Origin of the sequence: Sorangium sp. So ce590, from assembly GCF_051521365.1 — a bacterium.
In the GTDB taxonomy this organism is placed as follows: Bacteria; Myxococcota_A; Polyangia; order Polyangiales; family Polyangiaceae; genus Sorangium.
The window spans coordinates 9685090-9705742 of the sequence record NZ_CP150346.1 but is presented as its reverse complement, the minus strand read 5'-3'; the positions used below and the strand labels follow the sequence as shown (position 1 = coordinate 9705742).

18 protein-coding genes are annotated in these 20653 nt (G+C 72.5%); 10 read left to right on the top strand and 8 right to left on the bottom strand.

Annotation, left to right across the window (positions count from 1 at the left end):
• The first annotated feature begins 69 nt into the window (after positions 1-69).
• Both coaBC and WMF28_RS36780 read left to right on the top strand, forming a co-directional pair.
• Positions 70-1374: a bifunctional phosphopantothenoylcysteine decarboxylase/phosphopantothenate--cysteine ligase CoaBC gene (gene coaBC / locus WMF28_RS36785; RefSeq protein ID WP_437598206.1), complete on the top strand. Its 1305-nt coding sequence runs from the start codon at positions 70-72 to the stop codon at positions 1372-1374.
• Positions 1371-2168, top strand: coding sequence for a CPBP family intramembrane glutamic endopeptidase (locus WMF28_RS36780; RefSeq protein ID WP_437598205.1), 798 nt, complete (start codon positions 1371-1373; stop codon positions 2166-2168). The genes coaBC and WMF28_RS36780 overlap by 4 nt, the downstream gene beginning before the upstream one ends.
• 22 nt (positions 2169-2190) lie before the next feature.
• Here the strand turns inward: WMF28_RS36780 and WMF28_RS36775 are convergent, their stop codons facing one another.
• The 4 genes from WMF28_RS36775 to WMF28_RS36760 form a co-directional block, all read right to left on the bottom strand.
• Positions 2191-2940: a YebC/PmpR family DNA-binding transcriptional regulator gene (locus WMF28_RS36775; protein WP_437598204.1), complete on the bottom strand. Its 750-nt coding sequence runs from the start codon at positions 2938-2940 to the stop codon at positions 2191-2193.
• A gap of 442 nt (positions 2941-3382) precedes the next feature.
• Entirely contained in the window at positions 3383-4597 is a 1215-nt protein-coding gene (locus tag WMF28_RS36770) for an ammonium transporter (protein ID WP_437598203.1), read from the bottom strand.
• Between the two features lie 212 nt (positions 4598-4809).
• Positions 4810-5253, bottom strand: a complete 444-nt coding sequence (locus WMF28_RS36765; protein ID WP_437598202.1) for a universal stress protein — start codon at positions 5251-5253, stop codon at positions 4810-4812.
• Positions 5228-7378, bottom strand: coding sequence for a DUF2079 domain-containing protein (locus WMF28_RS36760; RefSeq protein WP_437598201.1), 2151 nt, complete (start codon positions 7376-7378; stop codon positions 5228-5230). Before WMF28_RS36760 ends, WMF28_RS36765 begins: the two co-directional genes overlap by 26 nt.
• Before the next feature lie 111 nt (positions 7379-7489).
• On the opposite strand from WMF28_RS36760, the gene WMF28_RS36755 reads away from it, so the two are divergent.
• Positions 7490-8128 carry a hypothetical protein gene (locus WMF28_RS36755; protein WP_437598200.1) on the top strand — a complete coding sequence of 213 codons (639 nt, stop codon included), beginning with the start codon at positions 7490-7492 and terminating at the stop codon, positions 8126-8128.
• Positions 8129-8164: 36 nt separating this feature from the next.
• Here WMF28_RS36755 and WMF28_RS36750 read toward each other — a convergent pair whose 3' ends face one another.
• The 4 genes from WMF28_RS36750 to WMF28_RS36735 form a co-directional block, all read right to left on the bottom strand.
• A complete protein-coding gene (locus tag WMF28_RS36750) occupies positions 8165-9151 on the bottom strand; it encodes a lysylphosphatidylglycerol synthase transmembrane domain-containing protein (protein ID WP_437598199.1) in 987 nt (328 codons plus the stop codon).
• Between the two features lie 2 nt (positions 9152-9153).
• Positions 9154-9771 carry a class I SAM-dependent methyltransferase gene (locus WMF28_RS36745; RefSeq protein ID WP_437598198.1) on the bottom strand — a complete coding sequence of 206 codons (618 nt, stop codon included), beginning with the start codon at positions 9769-9771 and terminating at the stop codon, positions 9154-9156.
• Positions 9768-10733, bottom strand: a complete 966-nt coding sequence (locus WMF28_RS36740; protein WP_437598197.1) for a glycosyltransferase family 2 protein — start codon at positions 10731-10733, stop codon at positions 9768-9770. Before WMF28_RS36740 ends, WMF28_RS36745 begins: the two co-directional genes overlap by 4 nt.
• A gap of 573 nt (positions 10734-11306) precedes the next feature.
• Positions 11307-12125: a hypothetical protein gene (locus WMF28_RS36735; RefSeq protein ID WP_437598196.1), complete on the bottom strand. Its 819-nt coding sequence runs from the start codon at positions 12123-12125 to the stop codon at positions 11307-11309.
• A 278-nt stretch (positions 12126-12403) separates the two neighbouring features.
• Here WMF28_RS36735 and WMF28_RS36730 point away from each other — a divergent pair, with 278 nt between their 5' ends.
• The 7 genes from WMF28_RS36730 to WMF28_RS36700 all read left to right on the top strand — a co-directional run bounded on the left by WMF28_RS36730 (position 12404) and on the right by WMF28_RS36700 (position 20614).
• A complete protein-coding gene (locus WMF28_RS36730) occupies positions 12404-14326 on the top strand; it encodes a protein kinase domain-containing protein (RefSeq protein ID WP_437598195.1) in 1923 nt (640 codons plus the stop codon).
• Positions 14327-14373: 47 nt separating this feature from the next.
• Positions 14374-14673, top strand: coding sequence for a hypothetical protein (locus tag WMF28_RS36725; RefSeq protein WP_437598194.1), 300 nt, complete (start codon positions 14374-14376; stop codon positions 14671-14673).
• Positions 14670-15509 carry a sigma-70 family RNA polymerase sigma factor gene (locus WMF28_RS36720; RefSeq protein ID WP_437598193.1) on the top strand — a complete coding sequence of 280 codons (840 nt, stop codon included), beginning with the start codon at positions 14670-14672 and terminating at the stop codon, positions 15507-15509. Before WMF28_RS36725 ends, WMF28_RS36720 begins: the two co-directional genes overlap by 4 nt.
• 27 nt (positions 15510-15536) lie before the next feature.
• On the top strand, positions 15537-16580 hold the full coding sequence (locus WMF28_RS36715; RefSeq protein ID WP_437598192.1) for a hypothetical protein: 1044 nt from the start codon (positions 15537-15539) through the stop codon (positions 16578-16580).
• Between the two features lie 32 nt (positions 16581-16612).
• Positions 16613-17743: a PEGA domain-containing protein gene (locus tag WMF28_RS36710; protein WP_437598191.1), complete on the top strand. Its 1131-nt coding sequence runs from the start codon at positions 16613-16615 to the stop codon at positions 17741-17743.
• A 185-nt stretch (positions 17744-17928) separates the two neighbouring features.
• Entirely contained in the window at positions 17929-19323 is a 1395-nt protein-coding gene (locus tag WMF28_RS36705) for a PGRS family protein (RefSeq protein ID WP_437598190.1), read from the top strand.
• 163 nt (positions 19324-19486) lie between these two features.
• Positions 19487-20614, top strand: a complete 1128-nt coding sequence (locus tag WMF28_RS36700) for a hypothetical protein (RefSeq protein WP_437598189.1) — start codon at positions 19487-19489, stop codon at positions 20612-20614.
• Positions 20615-20653 lie beyond the last annotated feature (39 nt).

Here is a 20653-nt window from a genome sequence, read left to right as displayed (position 1 = left end):
GCGGAGCGGATCCCCCGACCGATGTTTGCCGGGACCGCGAAGCGGTTCCCCCACGCTGGCACCTGCGTCATGTCCGGCCGAACACCGTCATCTCCTGCGCCTCATCCCGATACCCCCGCTCCGCCGGCCGCTGTCCACGCCTCGGCCGGCGGGCGACCGACCGTCGCGCTCGCGGTCTCCGGCAGCATCGCCGCCTACAAGGCCGCCGAGGTCGCCCGGCTCCTGATCCAGGGCGGCGCGCGCGTGCTCCCGATCATGACCCGCGCGGCGCAGCAGTTCCTCGGGCCCATGACGCTGAGCGGGCTCTGCGGTGAGCCGGTGCGCGACACGATGTGGGACCCGGGCTTCGCGGGCGAGCTGCACGTCGCGCTCGCCGCCGAGGCCGACCTCGTGCTCCTCGTGCCCGCGACCGCCGACCTGCTCGCCCGCCTCGCCGCCGGGCGCGCCGACGATCTCGTGACGGCGCTCGCCCTGTGCGCGAAGGGCCCGGTGCTCGCCGCGCCGGCGATGCACCCCCGCATGTGGGCGCACCCCGCGACGGCGCGGAACGTCGCCTCGCTCGAGGCCGACGGGCGCGTTCAGCTCGTCGGCCCGGTCTTCGGCGAGGTCGCCTCGGGCGATCGCGGCCTCGGGCGCATGGCCGATCCCGCGGCGATCGCGGCCGCGGCGTTCTCGCGGCTCGCCCCGCGCGATCTCGCGGGGCGCCGCGTCGTCATCACCGCGGGGCCCACGCTCGAGGACCTCGATCCCGTGCGGTTCCTCGGCAACCGGTCGACCGGCAAGATGGGCTTCGCCGTGGCCGAGCGGGCCGCGCTCCGTGGGGCGCAGGTCACGCTCATCGCCGGTCCCGTGTCGCTCGCCACGCCGCCCGGCGCGCGGCGCGTCGACGTGCGCGGCGCGCTCGCGATGCGCACCGCCCTCTGGCAGGCGCTCGGCGAGGACCTGCGCGGCGCCGACGTGCTGATCATGACGGCCGCGGTGTCCGACTACCGCCCGGCCGAGCAGCACGCGACAAAGCTGAAGCGGACGCCCGATCTCGCCTCGCTGCCGCTCGTCCCGAACCCCGACCTGCTCGCCGAGGTCGGCCTCGCGCGCGCCGGCGCCGCGCGCGCCGACGGAGCGCGGCCGCCGGTGCTCGTCGGGTTCGCCGTCGAGACCGCCACGGACGACGGCGTGATCGCCTACGCCCGGCACAAGCTCGCGGCCAAGCGCGTCGACATGATCGTCGCCAACCACGCGGCGGACTCGTTCGGCCGGGACGACAACCGCGCCACGATCGTGACCCGCGACGCCGCCGATTCGCTCGGCGTGTTGCCCAAGCCCGTGCTCGCCGACCGCATCCTCGACAGGGTCGTGCAGCTGTGCGCGCGATGATGCCGGGCGACGCCGCGCCTCCTGCCGTCGCGCCCCCGCCGGCCGCCCCGGGCTCGGCCCTCCTGGCCCGGCCGCGCGATCCGGGGGCGACCGATCCGCGCGAGCCGCCGCGGGCCTCGCGCCGCGAGGCCGCGCTCATCGCCGCGTCCGTCACCGCCGGCGTCGCGCTCGCGGTCTCGTACGCGTTCCACCCCGATCGCGCGGGCGCGCCCGGCATGCTCGCGGCGCTCGGCGCGCTCTACGCCGTCCTCGCGGCGGTGACCGTGATGTGGCTCCGCCGGCGCGGCGAGCTCCGCGCCGCGCTCCGCCCCCTCTCGGGCGATCTCGCGCGCGGCGCCTTCGTCGCGGCGGTGCTCTACGGCCTGGCCATGGCGGTGCAGCTGGCGCTCGCCCCGCGGGGCTCGCCGCGCGAGGCGTGGCTCTTTCGCCTGTACCTCCAGCTCGGCGACCCCCTGGCCGACGCGCGCGTGTTCGCCGGCGCGGTCGTCTTCGTCGTTGCCGCGCTCGAGGAGGTCGTCTGGCGTGGGCTCGTCATGCGCGCGCTCGAGGGGCCGTTCGGTCCGGTGACCGCCTGGCTGCTGTCGAGCGCGCTGTTCGCCGCCGCGCACGCCCCCACGCTCTTTCTGCTCGGCGATCCGCTCGCCGGGCCGAACCCGCTGCTCGTCGCGGCGGGCCTCGGCTGCTCGCTCGTGTGGGGTCGCGTGGTGCACCGGACCGGCCGCCTGCCGCCGGCGATCTTCGCCCACGCGTTCTTCTCGTGGGCGATCGTGAGCTTCCCGATCTGGCGCCCGTGACGTTCGGGCGCCCTCGCCGGGATCACCCCTCGAGCTTCGCGAGCTCCTCTTCGGGGATGTCGAAGTCGGCGTAGACGTTCTGCACGTCGTCGTGGTCGTCGAGCGAGTCGACGAGGTTGAGACAGACCTCGGCGTCGCGGCCCGCGACCTCTTTCTTTGTCTTGGGGACGTAGCCTGCGCCGCTCGACTTCACCGGGATCTTCGCGTCCTCGAGCGCCTTCACGACGGGCTCGATCCTCTCGACGCTGGAGAGCACCTGCCACTCCTCGCCCTGGTCGCTGTAGTCGTCGGCGCCCGCGCCCACGGCGATGTCCATGAGCTGATCTTCCGTCGCCGCGTCCTTCGCGATGAGGAGGATCCCCCTCCGGTCGAAGGCCCACTGCGCGGAGCCGCCGGCGCTGAGCTGCCCGTTGTTCTTCTCGAAGATCTTCCGGATCTCGGCGACGGTGCGGTTCCGGTTGTCGGTCATCGCCTCGCAGAGGAACAGGGTCCCGCCGGGGCCGGTGCCTTCGTAGAGGATCTCCTCGTAGTTCGCGCCCTCGATCTCGCCGGTGCCGCGCTGGATGGCGCGTTTGATCGTGTCGGCGGGCATCGCCTGACCCTTGGCGTCGTTGACCGCCTTACGGAGGCGCGGGTTGCCGTTCGGGTCTCCGCCGCCCATGCGCGAGGCGACGGTGATCTCCTTGATGAGCTTCGTGAAGAGCTTGCCGCGCTTTGCGTCGAGGGCGCCCTTCTTCCGCTTGATGGTGGCCCACTTGGAATGGCCGCTCATGCCTGTCTGCTCCGTGATGACGGGGCGCTCGCTCGCGGAGCGCGCCCAGGGGAAAGGTTCGGCGCTAGCTGGAGCACCGATTGGTCCGAGGAGAGGGATCGCCGAGGCGCCGGGACCGCCATGAGAGGTCGACCATCTCTTGGCGGTCCCAGCGCCCCCGCGTTTCGGACCGTCTGTCGCTCTAGCGGTGCGCCCGTGTGGAGGCAACCACGACGGTGCCTCGGCCGCCCGTACCCCTCCGGACCAGGAGATCGAGCGCGGCCGAGGCCCGCCCCCCATCGCGCGCGCCTCGCGTCCGCTCCCTGACGCGATGGTCCCCCGATGCCACGCACGCCGGGCCCGAAGCGGCAGAACGTATCGGAGGGCGCAGGTGGATCGCGGGGTGGTGGGGCCCCGCCGAGCTCGGCTCGGCGGGGCGGCGGGGGCGCGTGCCCCCGCCGTGTTACAGCGCGTAGCCGGTCTCGCCGTGCTCGGTGGCGTCGAGGCCCTCGCGCTCGTCGCTCTCGGCCACGCGCAGGCCGATCAGCTTGTCGACGAGCTTGAGGAGCAGGAAGGTCATGAGCGCGGCGTACAGCCCGACGGCCACGATGCCGGCGAGCTGCGGCACCATCTGACCGGGGTTGCCGGCGATCACGCCGTCGCGGCCGGCCTCGTTCAGGGCCTTCTCCGCGAAGACGCCGGTGAGGAGCGCGCCGAGGAGGCCGCCCACGCCGTGCACGCCGAACGCGTCGAGCGAGTCGTCGTAGCGGAGGCGCTCCTTCGAGACGACCGCGAAGTAGCAGACCGCGCCCGCGAGCAGGCCGATCACGACCGCGGCCCAGGGCGCGACGAACCCGGCCGCCGGCGTGATGCCGACGAGCCCGGCCACGATGCCGGACGCGACGCCGAGCGCTGTCGGCTTGCCCCGCTGCGCCCACTCGACGAAGAGCCACGCCGCGCCGCCGGCCGCCGCCGCGAGGTGCGTGTCGAGCATCGCCAGCGCCGCGAGCCCGCCCGAGGTGAGCGCGCTGCCGGCGTTGAACCCGAACCAGCCGAACCAGAGGATGCCCGTGCCCGTCAGGGTCATCGTCAGGTTGTGCGGCACGTGCCGCTCGTGCGGGTACCCCGTGCGCTTGCCCAGCACGAGCGAGCAGATCAGCGCCGAGACGCCCGCGGCGAGGTGAACCACGGTGCCGCCCGCGAAGTCGAGCGCCCCCATCTCGAAGAGCCAGCCCTTCTCCGCCCACACCCAGTGGGCGACGGGATCATAGACGAGCGTGGACCAGAGCAGGATGAAGACCAGGTACGCCGGGAACCGCATGCGCTCGGCGAACGCCCCCGCGATGAGCGCGGGCGTGATCACCGCGAACATCATCTGGAACGCCGCGAAGGCGAGGTGCGGCACGGTTCCCCGCTCCACCCCTCCAAGTCCGCGCATGCCGATATAGTCGAGCCCGCCGATGAGCCCACCCTGCGACGTGCCGAACGCGAGCGAGTACCCGATCGCCACCCACTGCACGGAGATCACCGCGAGCGCCGCGAACGAGTGCATGAGCGTCGAGAGCACGTTCTTGCGGCGCACCATGCCGCCGTAGAACAGGGCGAGGCCCGGCGTCATGAAAAGGACGAGGGCTGTCGATGCGAGGAGCCAGGCCGTATCCCCAGTGTCGATCTTCATGGCTCGGGCGTAACGTGCCCGAAGTTTCAACGAGGTTTCGGACCCGCGGCCGGACGCATTTGGCAGCGAGTAAGGAAATTTCTAATGCCCGATCCGGCTGCACCCGATCCCGGACGCGATCGTTTCCTGATGCACCTACGTTAGGCCCGAAGCGGCACCCCGTGTTGGAAGTCACTGGTGGATCGCGGGGGCGCGTGCCCCCGCCGTGCAACTCAGGGCTGCGGGCCGCGGATGGTCAGCACCGGGACCTTCGCCGCGCGCACCACCCGCTGGGCCACGCTGCCGAGCAGCGCCCGCGCGATCGCGCCGCGCCCGTGCGTCCCGATCACGATCATGTCGGCGCCGATCTCCTCCGCGAGCCGGCAGATCTCCTCATCGGGGACGCCGGCGCGCAGCACGCCCGAGATCTCGACGCCGCCCGCGCCGCGCCGGTGCTCGAGCACCTGATCGAGGCTCCGCTGCGCCGCCTCGGCGAGGCGCGCGGCGTCCTCGGCCGAGGGGATCAGCGACGAGCCTTCCGGGAAGGTGTAGACGGGCAGGCTGTACACGTGCGCAACGACGATCTTCGCGGAGAGCTTTCGGGCGAGCTCGATCGCCGTGTCGAGGGCGAGCTCGGAGGTCTCATCGAAGTCATGGGCCAGGAGGAGGGTCTTCATCTTGCTCCGCGGTGCTGGTGGGCTCGGGCGGCGCGCCGCCGTCGTTCTTGTCCGGCTTTCGTAGCTCCGGACGCGGGTCGCCGGTAGGGGGCTCGTCGAGCGCCGCCGGCGCCGACCGCTTCGACGCCGGCTTCACCCGCTTGAACAGCGCCATCTTCTTCAGTCGGCTGACCTCCACGAATTCGCCGCGCTTCACCGTCGCGTTGTGGCGCTCCAGGTCCTTGCCCTTGAGCTCCCCCTCGTCGAGGAGCACGTACTGGAGGATCGCGGGGCGGTCCCCCGGGTAGAAATACGCTTCCTTCCGGTTCGACACGTGCGGCCCCATCTTGTTCGTCGCGCCGACGATCGCGCCGGGCGGGATCGCCTCGACCTGCTGCCTCACCCACGCGTAGGTGGCTTCCTGCTCGGGCGTAAGGTTGCGCGCCACACGCGCAAAGCCGCCCCTGAACGAGGCGTTGTCGACGAGGCCGCCGAACTTCCACGACACGAGCGCGCTCGCCACGAGCACCGCCGCGAGCAGCGCGCGCGAGAGGCGCCGCCCGTCGAGCCCGAGGTACGCGGCCGGTGCGGAGTCCTCGACCTGCTTGATCGCGATCGGCGTCAGCGCGAAGGCGATGGGGAAGAGGACCGACGAGTACTGGAAGTGGATCGAGAAGACCGCGTCGCGCGAGGCGAACAGGCAGAACACGAGCCCGTAGGCGAGCATCCACCGCCCGGGTCTGGCGAGGAAGGGCAGGAAGCAAAGGGGGACGAAGAGCTGGAGCAGGAAGAGGATCTTCGGCTCCTCCAGCATGACCTTGAGCACGAAGGCAGGGTTCGTGAGGAGCGAGACGAGGAGGCCGCCGAGCCCGCTCCGGTTCGGCATGAGGTCCTCGTAGTAGTAGGCGAACGAGTACGCGTCCTTGCCCGACATGATGATGCCGGCCGACGTCATGAAGAACAGCTTCACGATGACGAGGTAGACGAGGCTCGTCGCGATGGTCACCCAGCCGAGGCGCGTCCTGCCCGCGCGCCGATCGAGGACGGCGTAGAGCCCGATGAAGCACATCAGCAGGGAGACGTCCTCCCGGCAGAGCAGCAGCGCGGCGAGGGTGACCCAGTACAGCCTGTCCCTGCCGGTCTCGTAGAAGTAGAGGAGCCAGACGACGAGCGGCGAGATCAGCGTGAGCGAGTGGAACTCGTACATGTTCGCGCCATGCAGCGCGGGGTACATGGCCCACGCGGCGGCGAGCAGGAGCGCCTTGCCGCGGTGCTCGAGCTTGTCGAGCGCGAGCAGGTACACGGGGATGACGCCGGCGCCGAGCCACACGGACTGGAGCACGAGGAGGAACTCCGCCCTCGGATAGATGAGGTAGAGCGGCGAGAGCAGGACGAGGATGGGATCGAAGTGCGCGGAGCCGTGGTATCCGGCCTTGATCCAGGAGCAGCCGAGCGGCCGGCCGTGGATCGACTGATAGAAGATGTTGTCGTAGTATCCGAGGTCCGTCGTCCGCGTGTGCAGCGCGCGGTGGTTGGTGAGCGCGAGCCGGGAGAAGAAGGCGCTGTAGCCTGTCCACAGCGCGAGGACGGCGAGCGGCGCGAACCACCGCCCGGCCTTCGCGAGCGCGCCGGCGCGCGGCGGCGCCTCGTCGAGCCCGGGCGCGAACCGCTCGCCGCGGCCCCAGGCGTAGACGCCCGCGCCCACCGCCGCGGCGGCGAGGGCGGCGAAGAAGATCGCGGTCTTCGGGCTGTCCTTCTCGATGTTCGGCAGCTTGAGCGCGGCGACGAACGGGAGCGCGAGCAGGGGGAGCAGGGCGCGGTTGAGGCGGCCTGCCGTGCCCACCACGTCCCACGAGCGGGTCAGGACCCGCCGCGCCAGCATCACGAGGAAGTAGGCGAGCCCGACGCCCACGATGGCGGCGACGACGCCGCCGGTCATCCAGCGGCGCTCCAGCTCGTTCAGCTTGTTCGTCGCGAACGGGGCGAGGCGGCTCGGGTGGGTGAAGACCCAGGCCGTCACGGCGACGCACATGCCGAAGAGGATCGGCCACGGCGCCAGGGTCAAGGTGGCGCGCGCGAGCCGCTCGATAGCGCCGTCGAGCTTCGCGAGCGCGCTGTTCAGCCTGGTGCGGTGGTTTTCTAGCATGGGAGAGGCGGGTCCCTCGGCTACTTGACCCTACCCCCCGCTGTCAAGGAACGGCGCGGGGGGGCGCCGGAAGGGCAGGGCGCCGCCCGCGGGGCGCGGTAGAATGGGTCCATGTCGCACTACCGGGATCATCTCGATGCGGCCCGCGCCCGCATCGACACCCTTGAAGCCAAGCTGAAGGAGCGGGAGGCGGCGCTCGCCGCCCGGGATGCGGAGCTCGCCGAGATCCGAGCCGAGGTCGAGCGGCTGCGCGGCGGATCCAGCGACGACGGCCCGTTCGACGGGCCTCACGGCCGGGGCGGCGGGCAGCGCGCCCTGCTTGTGGCGCTCGCTGTGTGCGGCTTCGCCACCGCGACGGGCTATGCGATGGTGCGCCCCGCGCACTGCCCGCCGCGTGGCGCTCCGTACCCCGCGTCGGCCGAGGTGCTGCCGCGCTCCCACGACGGGCACGATCCCGGGTCGCGCCGGGTCGACGCGGCGCGCCTGCGCGTGGGCAGGGCCGCGGGCGCCGCGCTCGAGCACGGCCGGATCCGCGCGCAGCGCTGCTGGCAGCCGGACGGCCCGAGCGGCGAGGGGAGCGTGACCGTGACCTTCGCGCCGAGCGGCGGGGCCCAGGTCGAGCTGGACGGCCTGCCCTTCGTCGGGACCGAGATCGGCGAGTGCGTGAGCGACGCCTTCCGCGCCGCCGCCCTGCGCATGCCGGCCTTCAACGGGGAGGCCCTCACCCTGACCACCCCCTTCTCTCTCTAGCGGGTGCGCGCCGCGAACGGTGCGGGGGGGAGGGATTCAGGGCTGGGCGGGGGTGGCGGGGGTGGCCGGGGCGGAGGGTGGCGGGGCGATTTGCCAGCTCACGAGGCCCAGGGCGGCGATGGTGAGGTAGATGACGGCGAAGACGAGGAGGCCGAAGCTCACGCCGTGCTCGGCGGTGAAACCGAGCGACGGGAACACGAGGGAGAAGAAGAGCTCACGGACGCCGACGCCGGCGATCGAGATCGGCAGGAGGCCGAGCAGGTTCGCGATGGCGAGCAGGCAGGTGGCGTCGAACAGCGAGAGCGGTATCCCGAGGGCCCTCGCGATCAGGTAGCCCTGCACGAAGTTGACGATGAACGTCGCCACCGTGACGGGGAGCGCGACGAAGAGCCCCCGCCCGACGTGGGCCCGCAACGCCACGAGGAAACGGCTTGTCGCGCCAGGCTCCGCATCCGCCGCGGGCTCCTTCACGAATTTGCGGGACACGGCGAGCATCAGCCGCTCGGCGAGCCCGGGGATGAGCAGCACGAGCGGCGCGAGGACCGTGAGCGCAATGCCACCCCATGTCAGCCAGGCCAGGCGGCCAGCGATGACCGCGCTGTAATGCGCCACGCCGACGGCGACGAACGCGGCCAGCACATAGAGATCGCACAGCCTGTCCATCACGACGGAGGCCAGCCCCTCCGCGTAGGGCACGCCGAGGTCATGGCGCAGGTAGCGGATCCGGAGGACGTCGCCGACGCGCCCCGGGGTCAGCATGCCGACGTAGAGCGACGTCAGGAACGACATCCAGGCGCGCCCGAGTGGGTAATGGATGCCCCGGGCGCGGAGCAGCGCGTCCCAGCGGACCACCTTGAGGTGGATGTTGACGAGGTTCAGCGCCGCGGCGAGCGCGAGCGGGGCAGCCGAGGCCGAGGCGAGCACGTCGAGCACCGCGCCCCGATCGTCGATGCGCAGGATCACGATCGCGAGCAGGAGCGGTCCGACGAGGCGGACGAGCGCCCTGACGACTGTGCGGCGCATGCTCAGCGCGGGGCTGCGAGGCAGAGGATCCAGGGATAGGAGGTCGTCATCTGCAGCACGTCGAAGCGCGGCTCGACGAGGCGGCGGAACGACGTCGGGTTCCAGTGGTTGACGTGATCGCTGTCGTTGCCCAGGCGGAGCACGTTGTTCCCTGCGAGCAGGTTCGAGAGCTTGAAGAACGGCTCATGCGGCACGGAGAGGAGGACGCGCTTCGGTGCGAGCCGCTGGATCTCGGCGAGCGCCCGGTCGGGCGTGTCGAGGTGCTCGAGCACCTCGGCGCAGATCACGAGGTCGAACCCGGGCGAGAGCGCGCGCAGCTCGCCGAGATCGTAGGCGCTCCCGACGCGCGCCTGGATGTGCGGGAAGAGCCGCTGCAGCCGCTCGATATCGGCGGCGTTGAGGTCCACGCCGGTGAACTGCTTCTCCGGGAACTTCTCGGAGAGATAGCCGGAGAGGAAGCCCTCCCCGACCCCGATCTCGAGCACGCGCTGGACCGGATTCGCCTCGATGAAGAGATCGTGAATCGCGGAAGCGAAGCGCTGGATGAGCTTCCGCTTCAGCGCGCCTGCGTTCCGGTATTTCGCGGTCTCGAAGCGTCCGAAGTAAGCGTCGGATATCACTCGATCTCCTCGCGGACTGGCAGCTCGTCCGCCTGGTGCCGTTGCTGCATCTGGAAGGTGAGAAACTCGCCGATGAAGCCCATCGAGAAGAACTGGATGCCGAGGAGGATCATCAGCACGCCGAGGAGGAGCAGCGGCCGATCGCCGATCCTGTATCCGAGCAGCCAGAGGAGGCTCAAGTACGCGTTGATCGTCACCCCGACGGCCGCGAACACGAGGCCGATGAGGCCGAAGAGGTGCATCGGCTTCTTCGAGTAGCGCGTCAGGAACATGACGCTGAGGAGGTCGAAGAAGCCGCGCAAGATGCGCTCCAGGCCGTAGCGGGAGCTGCCGTACTTGCGGGCGTGATGGCGCACGGGGATCTCCGCGACACGGAAGCCCTGCCACGCGGCGAGCGCCGGGATGAACCGGAAGAGATCGCCGTAGATCGGGATGGTGCGCAGCACCTCGCTCCGGTACGCCTTGAAGCCGCAGTTCATGTCGTGGAGCTTCACGCCCGTGACCGAGCGGACCGTCCCGTTGAAGATGCGGGACAGGACGAGGCGGTTCTTGGGGTCGAGCCGGTTGACCTTCCAGCCGACCACGACATCGAGCCCCTCCTCGACCTTGGCGATGAAGCTTGGCAGATCGGCCGGGTCGTCCTGGAGATCGGCGTCCATCGTGACGACCACCGTGCCCCTCGCCTTGCGGAAGCCGGCCGTCAGCGCGGTCGCCTTGCCGAAGTTCTTCCGCAGCCGGATGCCCTTCACCACGGGGTTCTCCGCGCGGATCCTGGAGATGACGGCCCAGGTGTCGTCCGTGCTGCCGTCGTCCACGAAGATGAGCTCGTAGGTGAAGCGCCCCCTCAGCGCCTGATCGACGCGCTGCGCGAGCTCGGCGAGGCTCTCCGCCTCGTTCAGCCCCGGGACGACCACCGAGACGTGCGGCGCCGCCGAGGCGGCTGGCGCAACGGAGGGCGCCATCAGGCTCGGACGAGGATCGAAGGCGGAGAGCCCGAAGGTGACTCGGTCCTCCTGAGCCTCCGTAGGGGCAGGTGTGGGGGGTTGGTCCACAATCACGGCGGCGGAGGATAGCAGATCGCCACAGGAACGTGCGGTTCCGTCCTCGGGAAGCGCCGCCGGATGTCGCTCGCGCGAAGGCAAGGTGCTGCCGGTCACCGGCAGGGGCAGGGGTTCAGGCAAGGGCAGCGGAGGCCGGGCAGGGGTTCGGAGAAGGGTTGCGGAGGCCGGGCAGGGGTTCGGAGAAGAGCTGCGGAGGCCCAGCAGGGGTTCGGAGAAGAGCTGCGGAGGCCCGGCAGGGGTTCGGAGAAGGGGTGCGGAGGCCCGGCAGGAGTTCGGAGAAGGGGTGCGGAGGCCCGGCAGGGGTTCGGAGAAGAGCTGCGGAGGCCCGGCAGGAGTTCGGAGAAGGGGTGCGGAGGCCCGGCAGGGGTTCGGAGAAGAGCTGCGGAGGCCCGGCAGGGGTTCAGGGAAGGGCCGCGGAGGCCCGGCAGGATGGCATGAGCCGCCGGCCGGTCGCGCTCCGGCTGGCGGTCGCGCTCATTCGGGCGTGCTCTCCGGCGCCTCTGGCGCCTCGGCGTCCTCCTCGGCGGCGTCCTGCTCCTCCTGCGGCGCGGCGGCTGCTGGCGCGCGCTGCGGGCTGCGCTCGAGCAGGGCGAGGAACGGCGCGTGGAGCGCCTCGAGGAACTCGCGGTGCTTGCCGCTCGGCGTGTGCTCGATGAGCCAGCCGATGTCGTCGTGGATGGCGTTGAACGCCTGCGTGCACGCGACCACCGCCTCCCGGATGCGCTTCGACCGCGCGACCGCGCGCTTCTGGCCGGAGCTGCGGCCGAGCCCCTTGGCGAGCGCCTCGGTCGCCTCCTCGACGCGCTTCAGGTACGGACCGGCGCCGACCTTCTTCACGTCGGCGGCGAGCGGCGCCTTGCCGGCGACCGAGAGCTGGTGCCAGCCGTGGTCGACCTCGGCGTCGTACGTGTACCGGGTCTGCTCGGTGCCGGCCCCCGCGAGCAGGGCGCCGCGGAGCCGGACGGCCGCGTCGCGCTGCGCGGAATCCTTGCTCTCCGCCGCCGACGCCAGGAACAGGTGCAGCGCCCGCTGGGCAGTGTCCCACTCCGTGTCGAGCTCGGCGAGCGCGGCGGCCGACGCGACGCCGAGCGCCTCGTCGAGCGCCGCGATGCTCCAGCGCGCGCGCGCCTTCCAGATCACCGGCTTCGGCGCCTCGAGGAGCAACGCCGCCGGGACGCGGTTAGGAACATCGTACTTGTCGATAGAGACGCTCTTCCAAGCGCCCTGATCGAGATCACGCGCGAACGCGCTGAACGCCTTGTCGGTGACGAAGCTGTATCCATAGGATGCCATCGATTCCTCCCTCATCCTCCCCCAGGAAACTCTGCATTTAACGAGAGGCGCGCGCGATCCCGCAAGCGCTTTCATCCCCTGTGCGCCGTCGGAATCTTGCTCGGCGCGCCACGCGATCAGGGGAGCGCCACGCGACCCGGGGAGCGCTTCGCGGCGGCCGGCACGTTCTTTTTTCGGAGGCGTCTCGCGGAATCGGTGAGCACTCCGGCGGCGCCGGCCCGACATGGATGCCGACGGCGGCGCCTCCTTCGAGGCGGTCGCCCGCGAGGCACCCGCTCATGGAGAACGCGAAATGGCCCGCCGCGCCGCCGGACATCACGGCCGTCCTGCCCACCGCGGCGCTGGCCGCCACCGACGAGATCCCTTCCTCGACCCCGTGGAGTAGCGTGGACCCCGGGAAGGAGGGGGACAGCGCCGTGATCGACGCAGGAGAACCCATCGAGCGGCAGGTGTTCGCGCCGGGTCAGGTCTTCCACCAGGTGGAGGTCGTGCGCTTCATCGGCGCCGGGTACTCGGGCGAGGTGTACGAGGCCCGCCACCGGATCACCGGGGCGCGGTGCGCCCTCAAGATCATGCACCTGCGCGACCGGAAGGACGTGAGGAAGGCGGAGCGGAGCCTGGCCGAGGCGCACGGGACGTTCGGGATCGAGCACGCCAACGTCGTCGAGGTCTTCGACATCGGCTGCGAGGCCGACGGCACGGCCTGGATGCTCATGGAGTTCCTCGACGGGCCGACGCTGGCCACCGTCCTGGAGCGCCAGGGGCGGCTGTCGCCGCTCTATGCGCTGCACGTCGCGCTCGAGGTCGCGTGGGGGCTCGACGCGGCGCACGAGAACCAGATCATCCACCGCGACGTCAAGCCGGACAACATCGCCTTCACGGTCGACGGGTCGGTGAAGGTCGTCGATTTCTCGATCGCGAAGGTCATCCCCTACGAGATGCGGACGACCCAGCGGAACGTGCGCCTCGGGACGGCCGCGTACATGGCGCCCGAGAACCTCGCCGGGAACGAGGCGGACGCGCGCTTCGACGTGTACTCGCTCGGGCTCGTGCTCTGGGAGATGATCGCCGGCCGCCACCCGTTCCGCGACGCCTTCGACGACCGGACGAAGCTCGTGAACTGGCAGTTCTTCGCGGATCCCGCGCCGCTGTCGGAGGTGGCGGGGCTGCCGGCGTACGTGGACGAGGTGATCCGGCGCGCGACGGCGAAGCAGCCGGCGGCGCGGTACCTGTCGATGGCCGAGATGGCGCAGGGCATGATCGCGCTGCGCAGGCGCCTCGAGCAGGACGAGGCGGAGGGCCGGATCTCGCTGGCGACGCCGCCCGGCGAGCCGCCGATCCCGGACCGGCCGGCGCGGCGCGCGGTCTACCGGGCGCCGGTGACGGGGCCGACGCTGGAGGTGCCGCGGCGGGAGCCGTCGGCCAGGGTGGTGGTGGCGTCGCCGGCGCCCGCCCTGGGGTCCGGGGGCACGGCGCCGATGGATCTGGAGAGCGTCCGGGCGGCGGCGTTCGGGCCTGGACCGTGGCCGGCGGGCCGCGAGGGGGACGGGCGCGCGCCGGGCAGCCAAGGGAGGACGGCGCGGGGGACGGAGATCATGGAGGTGACGGCGCTGTCGTCGCCGTCCGGTCCGCCGCAGGGGTCGTCCCGGCCGCCCGCGGTGCGCACGACGAGCCCGATGCTCCGGCAGCTGGCCGCGGAGGGCGAGCGCGGTTCGGGGGAGCGGGGAGAGGGAGCCCGCGCCGGGCGCGAGGTGCGCATGGCGCCGTGGATGCTGATCGCGCTGGTGCTCTCGGCCTCCCTCGCGAGCGCGTTCGCCACGCGCTGGATCGCCCCGCCGGAGGGGCCGCGCGACGCCGCGGGTGCGGCCACGGGCGCGGCGGGTGCGGCCACGGGCGCGGCGGGTGCGGCCACGGGCGCGGCGGGTGCGGCCACGGGCGCGGCGGGCGCGGCCACGGGCGCCGGGAGCGCAGCCACGGGCGCAGCCGCGGTCGGAGCGGAGGGCGCAGCCTCGGTCGGAGCGGAGGGCGCAGCCTCGGTCGGAGCGGAGGGCGCAGCCTCGGTCGGAGCGGAGGGCGCAACCTCGGTCAGGCCGGCAACCCCGGTCGGGTCGGCGCGCCGCGCCGCGCCGCGCCGGCCGGCGGCATCGGCCAAGCCGGGGCGGCAGGGGCCCCCACCCTTCGGAGACACACCGATTTTCTAGGGACGTGCAGGGCGAAGCGCTGGAGCGCGCGCGGAGAGGAGGCTGGAATGTCACAGGACGATCGAAACGACGAGCAGCGGCTGCGCGCGGAGCGCGTCGTGGCGGAGACGGTCGAGCGGAGCCTCGCGCGGTACCGCGGGCTCGTGCCGGAGGAGATGCTCGCGCAGATGCGCGAGGCGATCGAGGACGAGCTGGTCAAGAACCCTTATTCGGCCGCGCTCCTCCGTCAGCTCATGGCGCGGCCGGTGCCGTCGTCGAGCGGGGAGGTGCCGTGCGAGGGCGCGCCGGCGGAGCGTGGCCACGACCGCAAGGGGGGCGCGGCGGGCGGCGGGAGGGAGGGCGCGTGACGGGCGGCGCGGACAAAGACGCCGAGGTGCTGCCGCTGCTCACGCCGAAGCAGCGGGCGCTGGTCGAGCGCGCGCTGCCGATGGTCGAGGCCCAGGCCCGCTGGTACGCGCGCCGCTACGCGGGGCTGGTCGAGCGGGACGAGCTCGCCGCGGCGGGCTCGGCGGCCGTGGTGGAGGCGGTGCGCCGGTACGACGAGGCGCAGGGCGTCTCGTTCGAGGGGTACGCGCGCGCGCGGATGGACGGCAGCATGCTGGACCTGATCCGCGCGGAGACGCAGGCGCGGCGGCGCGACGTGGCGATGCGGCGCGCGATGGCGGCGCTGTCGGAGCACCACCAGGGCGGGTTCGACCTCTTGCGGGACGGCCCGGAGGAGATCCAGGGGCGGCTCCAGGAGTTCTGCGACGCGCTGGCGACGGTGGGGGTCGTGGCGGGGGTGGCGGCGATGCGGCGGCCGGTGTCCGACGAGGAGGCGGCGGAGCGCATGGCGTACGTGGGGGCGATCCGTGCGCTGGCGGAGGCGTTCGCCGAGCTGCCCGAGGACGAGCAGCGGGCGTTCGGGGCGGTGTTCGTGGACGGGATGGACATGCGCGAGGCGGAGGCGTTCCTCGGGGTGTCGTACATCACGGTGCGGCGGCGGCTGGAGCGAGGGCGGGAGCGGCTGCGCAAGGCGCTGTGGAAGCGGGGGGTGAAGGAGATGCCGCTGCTGCGGGGCGAGCCGTGGGGCGCGCCGGTGCTGCGCGGGGTGCGGGGCGATGGGCCGGCGGGTGGAGGCGCAGGAGGCACGGAAGGCGCGGAAGGCGCGGGGAAGCGAGGACCCGGGTCGCGCGGGCGGTAGGCGGCGCGGGCAGCAGGGAGCAAGGCGATGGCGAAGCAGGACGGCGAAGCGGCGGGCGCGCCCCGGGCGATCCAGAGCCAGGGAGAGGACGAGGCTCGAGCCTACGCGGTGGGCCAAGTCGCGCCGGGGCCGCTGCACCCGACGCTGGAGATGGAGCGGATCCAGATCGAGGATCCGCGGCGGGTGCCGGCGCCACGGGAAGGCGCGCGGCGAGGCGGCGGCGCGCGCAACCCGGAACAGCGCGCGCCGCTCGCGGACGTAGGGGCGCCAAGCGTGTCGATGCCGGAAGGACTGGCCGTGACGAAGCGGCAGCCGATCGTGATCGACAGCGAGATCCTCGCGGAGTGGCACGGAGGACGGGGCGAGGCGGCGGGGAGCGAGGCGACGGGGAGCGAGGCGGCTGGGAGAGACGAGGCGGCGGGGAGCGCGGGGAGCGGGAAGGATGCAGCGGCGAGAAGCGAGACGACGGCGAGGGATGCAGCAGCGGCGTGGCGCGCGGAGCGCGCGGAGCGCCGCACGAGATGGCAGCGCGCGGCGTGGGTGCTGGTGATGGGGATCCTGCTGGCGATCGGGTCGACGGTGGTGCGATCGGGGTGGGGCGCCCACAACGACGCGGTGACGGTGGCCCGCAGCGCAGGCGGGGCGCTGGAAGACGCAGGCGTGATGGCCCGGCGGGCAGAGAGGGCCGCCGCGGCGCGTGCGAACGCGGCGGGGACGCCGGATGCGAGCGCGGCGGGGACGCCGGATGCGAACGCAGCGGGGACGCCGGATGCGAACGCAGCGGGGACGCCGGGGAGAGCCGCGGGCTCCGCGCCGACGGCGGCGCGCCCGGAGGGGCCGCGCGGGGCCGCGGTCCCATCGCAGGAGAGCGGCCCGAGAGGGCAGGCTGCGCCGCAGCCTGCGGCGCCGAGCGCGACCGCGCCCGCGGCGCCGAGGCCGAGGGGGACTGGCTCCGCGGCGCCCGCGCCGGAGGCGCCTGCGAGCCCGCGGGGCGCGCCGGAAGAGCGCGGAGCGGAGAGCGCGCCGGCGCCGTCGCCGCCCAGCCCGGATGAGAAGCAGATCTTCGATTGAGCCGCCGGGATGGATGAACGATGGGAGATGCCATGAGGAACCTGACGATGCGTTGGACGGCGGTCGCGTGCTGCGCGCTGTCCGCCTGTCTCCTCGCGCCGGTCGCTGCCCGCGCGCAGGGCAGCCCGCCGCCTGCGCAGGTGGAGGACGACGGGGCCGGCGACAACGCGCGCGCAGCGCAGCTGTACCGAGAGGGCAACCTCGCCTTCGACCAGAAGCGCTGGTCGGACGCGGAGCTTCTGTACCTGAAGGCGTGGGCGCTGATGAGATCGTTCGACATCGCAGCGAACCTCGGGCACGCGCAGCTGAAGCTGAACAAGCCGCGGTCCGCCGCAGCGTTCTTCGCGTTCGCCCTGAGGATGGCGCCGCCGTCGGTGAAGCCCGATCAGCGCGCGCGGATACGGGGTTTCCTCGACCAGGCGAAGGCGCAGGTGGGGACGGTGCGGGTGCGGGTGAAGAACGTGGCGGACGCGGAGGTGTTCCTCGACGGCGAGCGCGTGCCGGAGGAGGAGGCGAAGCACGAGATCTACGTGGAGCCAGGGGAGCATCGGATCGTGATCCGGCACGCCGGGTACGAGGACGAGCATCTGGGAGTGCTCGCGGCGCCGGCAAGCACCGAGACGGTCACGCCGGAGCTGAAGCCGAAGGCGGAGAAGGCGCCGGTGGCGGCGGGGCCGGGTGGGAAGGGGCCGGAAGCGGCGGCATCGGGAGCGGCGAGCGCGCCGGGGATGGGGGAGGCGATGCCGAAGGCGCCCGCGGCGGGGGCGCAGATGGAGGAGCGGCGGAGCTGGGCGCCGGTGATCGCGCTGGGGGCGGCGAGCGCGGTGGGGCTCGGGATGGCGGTGGGATTCACCGTGGCGTCGAACGGGGCGAGTGCGGACGTTGACAAACGAGGTGATGCGATCCTGCAAACGGGAGGGCAGTGCAGGAAGCCTTCCGCGGCGTTCGTCAGCCCATGCGATGAGCTCGACAGCGCGCTTCGTCGCATCGACACGTTCGGCAATGGAGCGCGTCTGGCTTACGTGGCATCGGGAGCGTTAGCGATTAGTGCGGCTGCGTATGCGCTGTGGGGGCAGCCACGGGAGACGCGAACGAGCCGGATTCGTGCGCTGCCTGAGCTGCGAACGGATGGCGCAGGATTCGCGGTGCTGGGCGTCTGGTGATGACCGTGAAAGGAAGCACGATGAGGATCTGCAGAGCGTGCTGGCTCGTCGCGTCCGTCGGGGTGGTGGCCGTTGCGGGCGGTTGCGAGGTCCTTTGGAGCAACGAGGCCGGGAATTGTCGGCGCGCGTTGACGTGTGAGGACTTACCGTCGGTAGGAGCTGGCGGAAGCACTCCTGCCGGGTGCATGCCGAGCGAGAGCGCGGGCGCGGTGGACGACACGTGCGGGGTGTTCGTATCGACGTCCGGGAACGACAAGCACGCCGCGACGAAGGATGCGCCTGTGAAGACGCTGGGTGCGGCGCTGGCGCTTGCGGAGCAGCGCGGGAAGCGGCGTGTGTACGCGTGCGCGGAGATGTTCGAGGAAGCGGTGGAGGTGACGCAGGGGGTGACGATCTACGGGGGCCTGGACTGCGCGAGCGGGTGGGTCCGGGCCGGGGAGCAGAAGAAGACGGTGCTGACGGCGGGGGTTGGAGAGATCCCGCTGGTGGTCCGCGGAGGCGGAGGCGAGGGGGACGTGCGGATCGAGGACGTGCACGTGAAGGCGCGCGGTGTCGGACCGGACGAGCAGGTGGCGTTCGCGGGGGTGTCGTCGATCGCGGCGCTTGCGGAAGAGGCGAGCGTGGAGCTTGTGCGGTGCGTGCTGGAGGCGGGCGACGCGGCGGCCGGGGAAGCGGGAGCGGCGTACGGGGTGGGGGCGATGCGGAGCGAGGACGGGAAGCCCGGAGAGCAGGCGTGCTCGGCGGCGATCGTGGTGACGAGCGGGAGCGCGAAGAACGACTGCGGCACGCCGGAGGACGCGAGCGACGATTCGTTCGGCGGCTACGGCGGCAATGGCCGCCCGGACACCGGCGGCAGCGGTGATGATGGCAGCCCTGTCGCTGCGATAAACGGAGGCAAAGGCGAAGGTGTAGACGTGTGCACTGAAGGGACCGCAGGAGACATTGGCACCGAGGGCGGGCCTGGTGCGGGCGCGACCGGTCTCGGCGAGATCAGCTCCCGCGGCTTCACCGGCGTCGCCGGCAGCGACGGCGCGAAGGGCGGCACAGCGCAAGGCGGCGGAGGAGGCGGCGGAGCGAAGGGTGGCGCGGGCGCAGACAAGTGCCCGAACGAAGCATCGGCCGGCGGCGCGAGCGGCGGCTCGGGGGGCGCCGGCGGCTGCGGCGGAGCGGGCGGCCGAGGCGGCAGCGCGGGCGGAGCGAGCATCGCGCTGATCAGCCTGAACGCGACGGTGGGGTTCGAGCAGGTGACGCTGAAGACGGGGCGCGGCGGAGCTGGAGGCCGAGGCGGCGGGGGCCAGGAAGGCGGCGAGGGAGGCGCCGGAGGTCCCGGCGGCACGAAGCCCGAGGGCGCGACCGCGCTGAACGACGCGTGCGCCGGAGGAGCGGGCGGCAAGGGCGGCCCGGGCGGCCTCGGGGGAGGCGGCCAGGGCGGGCACGCGATCGGGATCGCGTACAAGGGCGCGATGCCGTCGACGCAGGGGGCGACGATCGAGCCGGGCGAGGCGGGCCCCGGCGGCGCGGGCGCGAACGCGGAGGGGGAGGGCGCCGCGGGCGTGAAGGTCGAGGTGCGGGCGTTCTGAGGTAGGCGAGCGGCGCGCGCTGCGGCGGAGCTCCGCCGCGGCGGCCGCGTGGAGCGGGGCGGCGAGGACGAGGAACGACACGGCGCGCCACGGCCGGCGCGACGCACGGCGGAGGTGTGCGCGCGCGGCGGGACAGCGAGCGCGCCGAGCGAGGAGCGGGCACGTGGATGACGGACGTTGCGAGGGTGAGGAAGCGACGGTGAGGCGAGAGGTGCACGCGGGTTGGCTGGCGATGTCGTTGTTGCTCGGAAGCACGGCGGCGACGACGAGCGCGCGCGGAGAGGAGCGGGCGGCGGCGGGGTCGAACGAGGAGAGCGAGCGTGACCGCGCGGTGCGTGACTTCGAGGAGGGCCGGACGGCGCAGCTGGCAGGCCGTCTGGAGGAAGCGGAGCTCTTGTACCTGCGGGCGTGGAGGAGGATGAAGTCGTACGACATCGCGACGAACCTCGGGCAGGTGCAGCTGCTGCTGCAGAAGCCCGCGTCGGCGGCGAAGCACGTGGCGTACGGGGTACGCACGGTGGGGCCTGAGGTCGAGCCGGAGCGGGTTGCGCGGATGGAGGCGCTGCTGGCGGAGGCGAAGGCGCAGGTGGGGACGTTGCGTGTGCGCGTGACGAACGTCGCGGGCGCGGCGGTGTTCCTCGACGGCCAGCGCGTGCCGGAGGAGGAGGCGAAGCACGAGATCTACGTGGCGCCCGGGCCGCATGTGCTGGTGCTGCGGCACGCGGGGTACGAGGAGGCGGTGATCCCGGTGGCGGCGGTGGCGGGGTCGCGCGAGGAGATCACGACGGAGCTGAAGCCGAAGGCGGCGGAGGTGACGGGGCCGGGAGCGGCGGCATCGGGAGCAGCGAGCGCGCCGGGGATGGGGGGCGCGAAGACGAAGGCGCCCGCGGCGGGGGCGCGGGTGGAGGAGCGGAGCTGGATGCCGGTGATCGCGCTGGGGGCGGTGAGCGTCGTCGGGCTCGGGGTGGGCGTGGGGTTCACGGTGGCGTCGAGGAACGCAAGCGCCGACGTCGATGCTCAGGGGCACGCCATCTTGACGGCCGGCGGTCAGTGCAACGAGCCGCCGAGCACGTTCGCCACCGAGTGTTCTGGGCTTTACGAAGCGGGGTCGCGTGAAGAGACATTCGGGAGAGTGGCGTGGGCAGCTTACGCCGCATCAGGTGCGCTCGCGATCGCTGCGACGACGTATGCGCTCTGGCCCCGGCCACGACGGCCAATGGGAACGGGGGTGCGCGTGTCGCCTCAAGTGAGTGCTCACGGCGCAGGGCTTGCGCTCTTTGGCGCTTGGTAACGGGTTCGCGAGAGAAGAGCGATGGGAATCCAAGCGAGA

Bases quoted from the DNA above. Each gene is read 5' to 3' on its own strand.
- WMF28_RS36710 (WP_437598191.1), top strand. From the start codon at position 16,613: ATGAGGAACCTGACGATGCGTTGGACGGCGGTCGCGTGCTGCGCGCTG.
- WMF28_RS36735 (WP_437598196.1), bottom strand. From the start codon at position 12,125: ATGGCATCCTATGGATACAGCTTCGTCACCGACAAGGCGTTCAGCGCG.
- WMF28_RS36765 (WP_437598202.1), bottom strand. From the start codon at position 5,253: ATGAAGACCCTCCTCCTGGCCCATGACTTCGATGAGACCTCCGAGCTC.
- WMF28_RS36760 (WP_437598201.1), bottom strand. From the start codon at position 7,378: ATGCTAGAAAACCACCGCACCAGGCTGAACAGCGCGCTCGCGAAGCTC.
- WMF28_RS36770 (WP_437598203.1), bottom strand. From the start codon at position 4,597: ATGAAGATCGACACTGGGGATACGGCCTGGCTCCTCGCATCGACAGCC.
- WMF28_RS36750 (WP_437598199.1), bottom strand. From the start codon at position 9,151: ATGCGCCGCACAGTCGTCAGGGCGCTCGTCCGCCTCGTCGGACCGCTC.
- WMF28_RS36715 (WP_437598192.1), top strand. From the start codon at position 15,537: ATGGCGAAGCAGGACGGCGAAGCGGCGGGCGCGCCCCGGGCGATCCAG.
- WMF28_RS36775 (WP_437598204.1), bottom strand. From the start codon at position 2,940: ATGAGCGGCCATTCCAAGTGGGCCACCATCAAGCGGAAGAAGGGCGCC.
- WMF28_RS36705 (WP_437598190.1), top strand. From the start codon at position 17,929: ATGCCGAGCGAGAGCGCGGGCGCGGTGGACGACACGTGCGGGGTGTTC.
- WMF28_RS36780 (WP_437598205.1), top strand. From the start codon at position 1,371: ATGATGCCGGGCGACGCCGCGCCTCCTGCCGTCGCGCCCCCGCCGGCC.
- coaBC (WP_437598206.1), top strand. From the start codon at position 70: ATGTCCGGCCGAACACCGTCATCTCCTGCGCCTCATCCCGATACCCCC.
- WMF28_RS36725 (WP_437598194.1), top strand. From the start codon at position 14,374: ATGTCACAGGACGATCGAAACGACGAGCAGCGGCTGCGCGCGGAGCGC.
- WMF28_RS36740 (WP_437598197.1), bottom strand. From the start codon at position 10,733: ATGGCGCCCTCCGTTGCGCCAGCCGCCTCGGCGGCGCCGCACGTCTCG.
- WMF28_RS36755 (WP_437598200.1), top strand. From the start codon at position 7,490: ATGTCGCACTACCGGGATCATCTCGATGCGGCCCGCGCCCGCATCGAC.
- WMF28_RS36730 (WP_437598195.1), top strand. From the start codon at position 12,404: ATGGAGAACGCGAAATGGCCCGCCGCGCCGCCGGACATCACGGCCGTC.